10 protein-coding genes are annotated in these 11,759 nt (G+C 31.1%); 2 read left to right on the forward strand and 8 right to left on the reverse strand.

What is annotated here, in order from left to right; genetic code table 11:
• Nucleotides 1–79 precede the first annotated feature (79 nt).
• The 4 genes from D3P13_RS05620 to dnaN form a co-directional block, all read right to left on the reverse strand.
• Entirely contained in the window at nt 80–673 is a 594-nt protein-coding gene (locus D3P13_RS05620; RefSeq protein WP_117880348.1) for an acyl carrier protein phosphodiesterase, read from the reverse strand.
• A 258-nt stretch (nt 674–931) separates the two neighbouring features.
• On the reverse strand, nt 932–1,630 hold the full coding sequence (locus D3P13_RS05625; RefSeq protein ID WP_117880349.1) for a hypothetical protein: 699 nt from the start codon (nt 1,628–1,630) through the stop codon (nt 932–934).
• 109 nt (nt 1,631–1,739) lie between these two features.
• On the reverse strand, nt 1,740–2,438 hold the full coding sequence (locus D3P13_RS05630; protein ID WP_117880350.1) for a hypothetical protein: 699 nt from the start codon (nt 2,436–2,438) through the stop codon (nt 1,740–1,742).
• Between the two features lie 297 nt (nt 2,439–2,735).
• Nucleotides 2,736–3,854 (reverse strand): DNA polymerase III subunit beta, encoded by a 1,119-nt coding sequence (gene dnaN, locus D3P13_RS05635; protein WP_117880351.1) that lies wholly within the window; start codon nt 3,852–3,854, stop codon nt 2,736–2,738.
• A gap of 215 nt (nt 3,855–4,069) precedes the next feature.
• On the opposite strand from dnaN, the gene D3P13_RS05640 reads away from it, so the two are divergent.
• Together D3P13_RS05640 and D3P13_RS05645 are read left to right on the forward strand one after the other, a co-directional pair.
• Nucleotides 4,070–6,574 carry a PIG-L family deacetylase gene (locus tag D3P13_RS05640; protein ID WP_117880352.1) on the forward strand — a complete coding sequence of 835 codons (2,505 nt, stop codon included), beginning with the start codon at nt 4,070–4,072 and terminating at the stop codon, nt 6,572–6,574.
• Between the two features lie 129 nt (nt 6,575–6,703).
• Complete coding sequence (locus D3P13_RS05645) at nt 6,704–8,428, forward strand: sodium:solute symporter (protein WP_117880353.1); 1,725 nt, start codon at nt 6,704–6,706, stop codon at nt 8,426–8,428.
• Between the two features lie 15 nt (nt 8,429–8,443).
• On the opposite strand, the gene D3P13_RS05650 is transcribed toward D3P13_RS05645, so the two are convergent.
• The 4 genes from D3P13_RS05650 to corA form a co-directional block, all read right to left on the reverse strand.
• Nucleotides 8,444–8,866, reverse strand: a complete 423-nt coding sequence (locus D3P13_RS05650; RefSeq protein ID WP_117880354.1) for a hypothetical protein — start codon at nt 8,864–8,866, stop codon at nt 8,444–8,446.
• A gap of 47 nt (nt 8,867–8,913) precedes the next feature.
• Nucleotides 8,914–9,285, reverse strand: a complete 372-nt coding sequence (locus D3P13_RS05655; protein WP_117880355.1) for a hypothetical protein — start codon at nt 9,283–9,285, stop codon at nt 8,914–8,916.
• Between the two features lie 166 nt (nt 9,286–9,451).
• The gene (locus tag D3P13_RS05660; RefSeq protein WP_117880356.1) at nt 9,452–10,582 is read right to left on the reverse strand and encodes a DmpA family aminopeptidase; all 1,131 of its coding nucleotides are present in this window, start codon (nt 10,580–10,582) and stop codon (nt 9,452–9,454) included.
• 33 nt (nt 10,583–10,615) lie between these two features.
• On the reverse strand, nt 10,616–11,695 hold the full coding sequence (corA, locus tag D3P13_RS05665) for a magnesium/cobalt transporter CorA (protein WP_117880357.1): 1,080 nt from the start codon (nt 11,693–11,695) through the stop codon (nt 10,616–10,618).
• Nucleotides 11,696–11,759 lie beyond the last annotated feature (64 nt).

Genomic DNA, 11,759 nt, shown 5'->3' on the forward strand with positions numbered 1-11,759 from the left:
TATGGTTATTTAGATAAGTCGTTGTAGGATATGTTATTAATTATTGTTTCAACAGAAAAATAATTAGACGAATATACCTCTATTTATTAAGTATTATTTTTGTTTGTTCAGATGATAAGTTACGTAAATCTTCAAAGAAGGTTGTAAAGTCATCTTCAAAATCAGTATAATAAAGTTGTAAATCTTCAATGGCTAAATTCATTTTAGAGATGTTTTTTGTTCTCTTATTCATACCTATTAATACCGTTTCTATCCCTTCGATAGTTCTGTAATTGTACAACCAATTGTCTTTAATCATATAAGGCAATAGCTTTTTAATTTTTTCAGGTAGAATTTCATGATTGTCCGTTAATAATGTATAAAACTGTTGTGTATAAGCATTCAATTCTATATCGCTGTATACTAACCAGTTTTTGGCCAAATAGTGATCATATAAAATATCAATAATTACTCCATTATAATGTCTGTATCTTGGGTGAAGTCTTTTTTTACTCTTTCTTACAATTGGGTGTGTATCTGTAAATGAATCAATTTTTCGATGGAGTTGAATTCCTTTTTGAACGGCAATGGGAAGGTGTTTATATTTATTTCCAACAATGCCATCAGCAATAAAATTACCAATTTTAAGTAGATCGTTATTACCAGATAAATAAATATGTGCTAAAAAATTCATTTTGGAAAGGTAGGAAAAAAAGTCTTCAGTCCATCTTCTTCAATTGGTAGTTTTTCTGTATTATTTAATTAGAAGTAATTTGAGCTTGAAGTTTTGAACAAGTGTTATATTGATTAATTATTATAACACCAAACTTCACAATGACCTGAACGAAATTATTTTAATAATAATAAATTTCGTCAACGAATTAGGTATGTACTATTGAACTAAACGTAAAATGAATGTAGGATATAAATAAAAATTTAAGTTGCCTTTTTCTTATTTAACAGGTTTTTCAAATAACCAATCCATTTTTTGAAAAGCAGCTATAAGACTGGATTTTTGGCTCGTTTTACATACAAAAAAGTCATAATTGGATATCATTGCTGTTAGTCCTTTTGAATTAATTCCTGCATTAGCAGAACTTAAATAGTAGCTTGGCCAATCATTAGCCCTAATTGATCTGAATTTATATTTTTCTGTATGCAACATATTGGCTAATGCCTTTTTTGCACCTTTTGCATCTTCACTATACCCCATTAATTTATAGAAAGTTAGTAATTGCCCAACGGCATCTTTAAAATATAAAATATCGTTTTGAGCTTTGGTCCATTTGGCTAAAAGAGGGTTGGGTTCTATAACAATTTCACCTTTAAAATTCTTTTTATTCCAATTAGGAATAGATTGAACAGCTATATCCTTATAGACGTAGTCAAATTTCTTTGGATCTAAAAGAGCCAGCCAAATTTTTTCGGTAATATCTATAACTTCTTCCTCATTGTAAAAAGAACTTCCTAATAATGATACGATATTTTGAATATCGGCTTTTTTAAAATTAGCCTCTTTTAAGTTGGGTTTTACTTTTTTATATTCCTTTATAGTACTGTGGAAACGTATTGCAGAATAATCTGGTTGAGCAAAAAGGTCAACATTAAATGTAATTAACGCTAAACAGATAAATATGATGTTTTTCATCATGTTGTCATTAGTTTTTATTTATTAATTGCTGGTTCGGCGTTGTATGGAAAAAAACCGCTCCCTTAAAGAACGGTTTTTTAATTACTTGAGTATAATTTTTTTATAAATTTTAGGGTTGAATAAAATCCCATTCAATTTTTTTGAAAAGTTCTGTTATTTCATCCTTCTTTTCAAGTTTACAAACGATGATGTTATAATATCCTTTCGTAACCAAAGCTACTAATCCTTTTGGTGCTAAATCGGCATTTACAGTTTCTAAATAAGAATAGGCCCAATCGTCATCTTTAGGATCTTGAAAGTTAATATTTTTTGTGATTAGTAATTCATTAAACGATGATTTCACACCTTCAGCATCATCACCATAAGTAATTAAATCATAGTGACTTAATATTTTACTTAATGCCAATTGAAAATAGGGGAATTCGTCGCTATTGATCGTCCATTCCGTAAGGTATGGGTTAGGTTCTAATACCAATTCACCATTAGCATTTACTTGGCCCCAATTATTAATTGTTTTTACGGCAAAATCCTTAAAAACAAAATCAAATAGTTTAGGGTTAGAAAAAGCCAACCATGCTTTATCTACAATGTCTTTTTTTTCTTTCTCTGAGTAAAGTGAATCGCCAAGATTATCAATAATACTTGATAATAATTCTTTATCGATACCTAATTCTTGAGTTCTGGGTTCGTCGTTTTTGTATTCATATATTTTACTACTGAAAATAACCTTAGAGTAGTCAGTTGTTTGAGAAACTGCCACATAGGTGAATACTGTAAATGTTAAAATAGAGAGTAGTGTTCTTTTCATAGAGTTACTTTAATTACACTTCGCTTTTACACACGAAAATTAATAATATTTTAGTGAAATAATATTAATTTTATTAATACAATAAATTAAAATAGAATTTAGGGGTTCTATAAGACTGCTAAAGTAACGAATATTTCATTACATTACAATAAAATCAATATAAAGTATGGTTTTCTATTTAAATGGTAAGAAAATGATAGTATTCTGTTTATTTAATAAAAAAACATACCGATTGGTCTTAAAATAAGCCTTAAAAACAGTAATTAAAATAATAAAATAAAAGGGACTTAAAAGGTATTATCCATTTAACATTACAGGCATAACAAGCATTGTAATGTGCTCACCTTCTTCTAATCCATCAATTGGAGTTAAAATTCCAGCTCTATTGGGTAATGACATTTCTAATAAAATTTCATTTGATTCTAAATTGTTTAACATTTCTGATAAAAATTTAGAATTAAAACCTATTTGCATATCATCACCTTCGTAGTTACATTTTAGGCGTTCATCTGCTTTATTTGAAAAGTCAATATCTTCTGCGGAGATATTTAATTCAGTACCTGCCATTTTTAAACGTATTTGATGTGTCGTTTTACTTGAGAATATAGAAACACGACGAACAGAATTTAAAAATGAACTTCTTTCTAAGGTTAATTTATTTGGGTTCTCTTTTGGGATAACCGCTTCGTAGTTTGGATATTTACCATCAATTAAACGACAAACTAAAACTGTTTTATCAATAGAAAATTTAGCGTTTGCGTCGTTATATTCAACGATCACATCCTCTTGCGAACCTGATAAAATATTCTTTAATAAGTTTAATGGTTTTTTAGGCATTATGAACTCAGCGACTTCACTTGCACTAACATCATTACGAGTATATTTAACCAGTTTATGAGCATCTGTAGCTACAAAAGTTAAATTTTCTTTAGAGAACTGAAAGAAAACACCACTCATTACAGGTCGTAAATCGTCGTTACCAGAAGCAAAAATAGTTTTAGATATAGCTGTTGCTAATATATCTCCTGTTATTACCGTTTTACTTGGTTCTTCTAACTCAACTGCTTTCGGAAATTCTTCTCCATCAGCATACGCTAAGGCATACTTACCACTTTCAGAACTGATTTCAAGCGTATTATTTTCTTCAACCACAAAAGTTAAGGGTTGTTCTGGAAAAGTTTTTAAAGTATCTAATAATAATCTGGCATTGATGGCAACTTTACCATCTTCATCAGCCTCAGCTTCAATAATTGTAGTCATTGTAGTTTCTAAATCTGATGCAGAAACTTTTAACTGATTATTTGACAATTCAAATAAGAAATTGTCTAAAATTGGTAATGTATTGCTATTATTGATAACACCTCCTAAAACTTGAAGTTGCTTTAATAATTGATTACTTGAAACTATAAATTTCATCTCTGTATAATAGGTTAAAATGTTCAATGTTTAGTCACTACCTTTTTGCAGTAATTAAACGAGTTATATCAAAGCTCTCAATGATGTCTTATAATATATTTACAAATATAGATTAATATATAGGAGCTAAAAAAATAAATTTTACTGTTTTATTCACAATCGTAAATTTTAAGTAGATTTGTGAGCCTAAGATTTAATTAGACTCATTAAAATTTATGAAAAAAATACTATTATTACTGGTAATTCTTCTTTTTGTATTACCAATTAATGCTCAAAAGCCTAATAAATCCAGTACTTCTGAGATTTATGAATCTATACAGAAATTGAATTTTTTAGGAACAGTACTATATGTTGCAGCACATCCGGATGATGAAAATACACGATTAATTTCCTATTTTTCCAATCATATTAAAGCCAGAACGGGATATTTGTCAATAACTAGAGGTGATGGTGGACAAAATTTGATAGGTTCTGAATTGCAAGAACTTTTAGGTGTTATAAGAACACAAGAGTTATTAGCTGCACGAAGAACAGATGGTGGTGAGCAATTTTTTTCAAGAGCTAAAGACTTTGGTTATTCTAAGCATCCTGATGAGACCTTATCTATATGGAATAAAGAGGAAGTTTTAAAAGATGTAGTTTCTATCATTAGAAAATTCAAACCAGATGTAATTATTAATCGTTTCAATCATAGAACGCCAGGTACTACGCATGGGCATCATACGTCGTCAGCAATGTTAAGTGTAGAGGCATTTGATTTGGTTGGAGATAAAAATTTTAAAAGTCACAATTTATATGGAACGTGGCAACCAAAGAATTTATTTTTTAATACCTCTTGGTGGTTTTATGGAAGCCAAGAAAAATTTGATAAAGCTGATAAAACAAATTTATTAAGTTTTGATATGGGAGTTTATTTTCCTTCTAAAGGATTGTCTAACCCTGAAATTGCGTCGTTAAGTAGAAGCCAACATAGATCACAAGGTTTTGGTAGTACGGGTTCTAGAGGTTCTGAATTAGAATATATAGAACTTTTAAAAGGTACAATGCCCAAAAATGGAAATATTTTTGAAGGTGTTGATACTTCTTGGAACAGAGTAGATGGGGGTAAAGCCATTGCTGATATTTTGGGTAAAGTGCAACAAGATTTCGATTTTAAGAATCCAGACCATAGTATACCTGAATTAATGAAAGCCTATCAATTGATTGATAATTTACCTGAGGGTCATTGGAAATTTTTAAAATTACCTGAAATTAAAAGTGTTATTGCAGCTTGTGCGGGCTTGTATTTAGAGGCCAAAGCAGAAAGTTCATTTAGTACTTTAAATGAAAAAGTGAATATTGACATCGAAGCCATCAATAGAAGTAATGTAACTATTAAATTAACGGCCGTTAATTTGATGACTTCCTTTAAAAGACCAATAGAAGGTCAAGAGTTTGCACACGTAAAAGATCTGGCCAATAATCAATCATACACGTATACGGATCAACTTTACATTTCTGATAAAGAACAATTTACTGCTCCTTATTGGTTAACTGATGTGAGTACCTTGGGGATGTATAAAGTTACGGATCATTCATTAATAGGAAACCCAGAAACGCCACATAATGCCACCGCAGTCTTTAGTTTGGTTATTGATGGCTATCCTATAGACATAAAAAAGCCTATTGTTTATAAATATAACGATCCTGTAAAGGGTGAAGTGTACCAACCTTTTGAAATTTTACCAGAAGTAACCGCAAAAATTTCAAATAAGATAAATATTTTTGCTGATAATTCAGCGAAAGAAATACCAGTAGTTATTAAATCATCAAAAGATAATTTATCAGGTTCTGTTAATTTATGTTACCCTTCTGATTGGAAAGTGAGTCCCGAAAAGATTGACTTTACCATCGCTAATAAAGGTGGAGAAAAAACAGTTGTTTTTACGGTAACACCACCAAACAATCAAAGTGAAGGATTAATGTCACCTATTGTAACCATCGGCGATAGTATGTATACAAAAGAATTGATAAACATTGATTATGATCATATTCCGAAACAAACAATTTTAATGCCGTCAGAAGCTAAATTGGTGCGATTAGATATTAAAAAGAAAGGAAATTTAATAGGATATATTCAAGGTGCAGGAGATCAAATCCCTACCAGTTTAGCACAAATTGGTTTTAAAGTTGAGGAATTAAACGAAGACAATATAAGTTTAAAGTCATTGAATAAATACGATGCCGTTGTTTTGGGTATTAGAATATATAATGTAAGTGATAAAGCAAAATTTTATCAAGCTGCTCTTCATAAATATGTAGAAAATGGAGGTACATTAATTGTTCAATACAATACGAATAGAGGATTGAAAGTAGATACTGTTGCTCCTTATGAATTGAAATTATCAAGAGATAGGGTAGTGGAAGAAGATGCTACCGTAGGTTTTTTATCAGAAAAATACGGCTTGTTAACTTCACCGAACAATATGGAGTCAGAAGATTTTGAGGGGTGGATTCAAGAACGTGGCTTGTATTTTCCAAATGAATGGAGTAAAGATTTTACACCAATATTATCAATGCATGATAAAGGAGAGTCGGCAAAAAAAGGAAGTCTACTTATAGCAAAATACGGAAAAGGGCATTTCATATATACTGGGATTAGTTTTTTTAGAGAACTTCCTGCTGGTGTACCCGGAGCTTATAAATTATTCGCTAACATGATTTCAGTTGGTAAAAAATAAGAACAAATCTAATGAATGAGGATAAAAAATATACATGGCAAAAATTATATACCTGGGTTTTAGTAGCCAATGCGTTTTATGTGGTATTATTTTATCTAATAATGAAGATATTTTCATAAAAAAATAGCTATGCAGCAAATTGATTGGATAATTTTAATCTGTACTCTTATTTTTATAGTAGCCTATGGTGTTTACAAAACCAGAGGAAGTAAAAATGTACAAGATTTTATTCGAGGAGGTAACGAATCTAAATGGTGGACTATCGGTTTGTCGGTTATGGCTACACAAGCGAGTGCTATCACATTTTTGTCTACTCCAGGCCAGGCGTTTCATGATGGAATGGGATTTGTGCAATTCTATTTTGGCGTACCTATTGCCATGGTTATTATTTGTTTGGTATTTATACCTATTTACCATCGGCTTAAAGTATTTACAGCATATGAATATCTCGAAAGTCGTTTTGATTTAAAAACGCGAAGTTTGGCAGCTATTTTATTTCTTATTCAAAGAGGTTTAGCCGCGGGAATTACGATTTATGCACCAGCTATTATTCTATCTGCTGTATTGGGTTGGGATTTGATAACGCTGAATATTACCATAGGAATTTTAGTTATTATTTACACGGTTTCTGGAGGTACCAAAGCGGTAAGTGTAACGCAAAAACATCAAATGCTGGTTATTTTTACGGGTATGTTCATTGCCTTTTTTATGATTGTTGATGCCTTGCCAGCGGGTGTAACCTTTACTAAGGCTTTAGATATTGCAGGAGCCAGTGATAAAATGAAAATCCTTGATTTTTCATTTGATTTTGATAATAGATACACCTTTTGGAGTGGTATAATTGGGGGTAGTTTTTTAGCCTTAGCCTATTTTGGGACAGATCAAAGTCAAGTACAACGTTACCTTTCTGGGAAGTCCATAAAAGAAATGCAATTGGGGTTGCTTTTTAATGGTTTGTTAAAGGTACCAATGCAATTCTTTATATTGTTAGTTGGGGTTATGGTATTTGTGTTTTATCAATTTAATGCTACACCTTTAAATTTTAGTCCAACAGCTACTGAGACGGTATTAAATTCATCTTATGCTAATGATTATAAGGCTCTGGAGGAAGAACAAGAATTGATTTTTAACGAAAAACAGTTGTTAATCAAAGAATATGTGAAATCTGAAAATGAGGCCTTGAGTAAACAAATCTCTGAAATTAATACTGTAGATAAGGAGAATAGGGAAGCAGCTAGAGTTCTTATAAATGAAGCCGCAATAGAAAATGATGTAAAAGTAGAAGCTAATGACAAGGATTATGTTTTTATCCATTTTATTTTAAACAATTTACCAAGAGGTTTGATAGGATTGTTGTTAGCCGTAATTTTATCGGCGGCTATGTCGTCAACAGCGTCGGAGCTAAATGCCTTAGGTTCAACAACAGCATTAGATTTATACAAGCGAAATGTAGTTGGTGAAAGATCTGAAAAGCATTTTATGATCGCTTCTAAATGGTTTACTTTGTTATGGGGTGTTATTGCTATTTTAATAGCCTGCGTTGCCAACTTATTTGATAATTTGATACAGCTCGTAAACATTATAGGTTCCATATTTTATGGTAATGTACTAGGAATGTTCTTGTTGGCCTTTTTTATAAAATTTGTGAAGAGTAATGCGGTGTTTACGGCGGCACTTATTACACAAGTAGTAGTAATTGGAATCTATTATTTTACTATGTTTTTACCTGAAAGTCAAGGTGATAAAGCCATGTTAAGTTATTTATGGCTGAATTTAATTGGTTGTGGTTTGGTAATGGGTATTGCAATTATTATACAAGCTACATCAGGAACAAAAAATACGCAATTGGCTTAATAAGCTTTTGTATGATTAAATTGTAACCAACATATCAATAGGCATCCATACCTTATTTTCTAATGTATACCAAACTTGAATCCATGATTGGTCTTGAACCTTCCATGAAGCTGCTATGATTTCAATTTCATGGGTTACATATTCCTTGTTGGGATATTGTTTTTTTATTAGTTCTTCTAAATTATAAGGAATACTATTTGCTGTTATTTTAATGATTTCTTTTTCTTGAGGCGTTCCATATTTTGTTGTCGCTTCACGTAAAGAGAGCATGTTTAATTGCTCTTTTGTTTTTGAAATTAAGGTATTGTTTGATTCCTTTTTTGCAATAGCATCATGCGTTTCTTCTTTTGAATTCGCTACGGTATCCTTTTTATCTTCACAAGAAAATATTAGAATCCAGAAGAATAACAAAAACACAATATGTTTAAATTTTATCATAATGGTTAGCCTATAGTTTGTTAGGTAACGAAATGAATATTAATATATTACGCATTAGTGCGAACTTCAATTGGTTTCCATTCATTTTCTATAAATAAATACCATACCGTAAGTTCTGTGTTTGTTGGTCTTTTCCATTGAGCTTCAAGAAAAAATACTTTTTTAGACTTATATTCTTTATTTGGAAAATATTTATCTACAACTGCAAGTTGTTCTTCAGAAAGATTGTTTTCTGCTACTTTTTTCTTATTACTGATTTGGGGCTCACCATAGACCTGAATGGCATTTGTGAATTTGACATGACTTAAATATAATTTTTCTTTTTGGATAGTATCCGCTTTAGCATTGGTGTTCACTACTTCTTTAGTATTACAAGAAATTAATGATAAAACGATTAGTAGGGTTGCAAAAATTTTCATGATGTTTGTTTTTTTATTATTTAAAACAAAAGTATCTGAAAACCTATGTGTGCAAAAGCTGGTTTTTGGTGAAAATGAGTACCCTGAATACAGGGGTAAAGTTTAGATTGTGCTCATTAATGTTAGAATAAAGAGACAAGACTAAAAAAGAAGCAAAAGAAGTATTTTATTCTTCTTTAATGAGATTGTATTTTTTCATAATATCTAGAATATCAAGAATAGGCAGTGCCTTAATGGTATGGTTATTTCTACCAGTCATATCTTTAGCGGCGAATAGTGAATTGATAATTGCTTCTTCTGTAGCTTCAATCGTTGCCATAAATAGGGGCGTAGTTTTACTGTTTTTTAATTCTTTACGCTGATAAAAAGCGGAGTCATTTTTTGAATCAATTAAATTTTCTTTTGCTGTAGAAAGAGCAATCACATAATCACCACTTCCATTGGAGGCAATGCCACCTGTTTTGGCGAGACCTAACATGGCTCTTTTTGCCATTCTTTCTAGGTTTCTTGAACTGATGGGAGCATCGGTAATTACAACAATCATACAAGAACCATCCGCTTCCATTTCATTTTTATAGGGATAGCTATTTAGTTCTTTTGCAATGGGAGCACCATTGATTTGTAATACGCCGCCAAAATTAGTTTGTACTAATACTCCAACAGTATAGCCACCTAATGCTTCTGGTATCACTCTAGAAGAAGTTCCAATTCCACCTTTAAATCCAAAACAAACAGTACCAGTTCCAGCACCAACATTACCTTCTTCTACATTTGAAGTGCTTGCATTTTTAATAGCGTCTAACACATGCTTTTCTTTAACATGCCTTCCTTGAATATCATTAAGATAACCATCATTGGTTTCACCAACAACGGAATTTACCGATCTCACATTTCGATTTTCGGGTTGGTTTAAAGTATATGTAATCAATGCGTCAGAAGCTTTCGGAACACTTAAGGTGTTCGTTAAAATTATAGGGGTTTCTATATTCCCTAATTCTTTTACCTGACTATACCCTGCTAATTTTCCAAAACCATTCCCTATATAAATAGCAGCAGGTACTTTTAATTGGAATATGTTTTTAGCGTGTGGTAAAATGGCTGTGACTCCGGTTCTAATGCTATCACCATCAATTAAAGTAGTGTGTCCTACTTTTACGCCATCCACATCAGTAATTGCGTTTTGTTTTCCCGTTTTCATAACGCCAATTTCAATACCATAATCTCGGGCTCTTTTTTCTTGAGATGAGATGCTTTGAGAAATTAATACTGCAAAAAATAAAATATAGTTGAAGTTCATTTATGTATAAAATAATTTGAATTTAAAGAGCTATTACAACCACTTTTTCTTTTTAAAATAGAATAACAAACCAATTCCGATAGCTATAGAAATGGCCCAGAAATAATAATATCCATATTCCCATTTTAATTCAGGGATGGTTTCGAAATTCATTCCATAAATACCTGCAATAAAGGTTAGTGGAATAAAAATGGTAGCCATAATGGTAAGTACTTGCATTACCTGATTCATTTTAAGACTCAAGCTAGACAAATAACTATCTTTTAAACCTGAAACTACATCTCTATAAGATTCTAAGATGTCTATAATTTGAATGGTATGATCATGTACATCATTAAAATATTTAATGTTTTTTGGGCTAATAAATTTGTCATTATCACGAAGTAATTTATTGACAGATTCCCGTAAAGGATAGATAGACCTTCTCAATACTAATAAAACATTTTTATAGGCATGAATTTTCTGTAAAGATTTTTGTGAGGGATCGTTAAAGATTTCATCCTCCAAATCTTCAAGGTCATTACCAATATTTTCAATGGCAATAAAGTAATTATCAACGATGGAATCTATGAGCGAATAAAATAGATAATCATTCTTTTTACTTCGTATTTGTCCTTTAGGAGCTTCAATCCGCTCTCTTATATGGCCAAAGACATCACCTGTTTTTTCTTGAAAGCTAATGACATAATCTTTACTTAAAACCAAGCTAATTTGCTCACTATCAATCGTTTTTTCCACTTCGTCGTAACGTAGCATCTTTAAAGATAAGAAGAGGTAATTTTCATATTCTTCCACTTTTGGTCTTTGATTGGTGTTGGAGACATCTTCAAGTAACAAATTGTCAAGTTTAAAAATATCATGAAATTCATTAATGAGTTGGTAATTATGTATTCCATCAACATTAATCCAATTTACAGAATTCGGCTGCATATTTTTATGAAGCTCTGCACAGGTGTCATATTTTACTTTAGAAAGCTCTTGAGGATTATAACTTATCATTTCTAATATAGCAGCTTCTGATCTTTCTTTACCAATATAGGTAATACTGCCAGGAGGCAAGCCCGCTTTTTTAGAGGCGTTTGATTTCCTGTGTCTGATAGGTTTTTTTTTCAAGAGGTTTAAATTAAGGTTCTGTTTCAAAGATACTAAAATAAATAATTAGATATAGTAGCACAAT

The sequence above is a fragment of the Aureibaculum luteum genome (genome assembly GCF_003449015.1).
In the GTDB taxonomy this organism is placed as follows: Bacteria; Bacteroidota; Bacteroidia; order Flavobacteriales; family Flavobacteriaceae; genus Aureibaculum; species Aureibaculum luteum.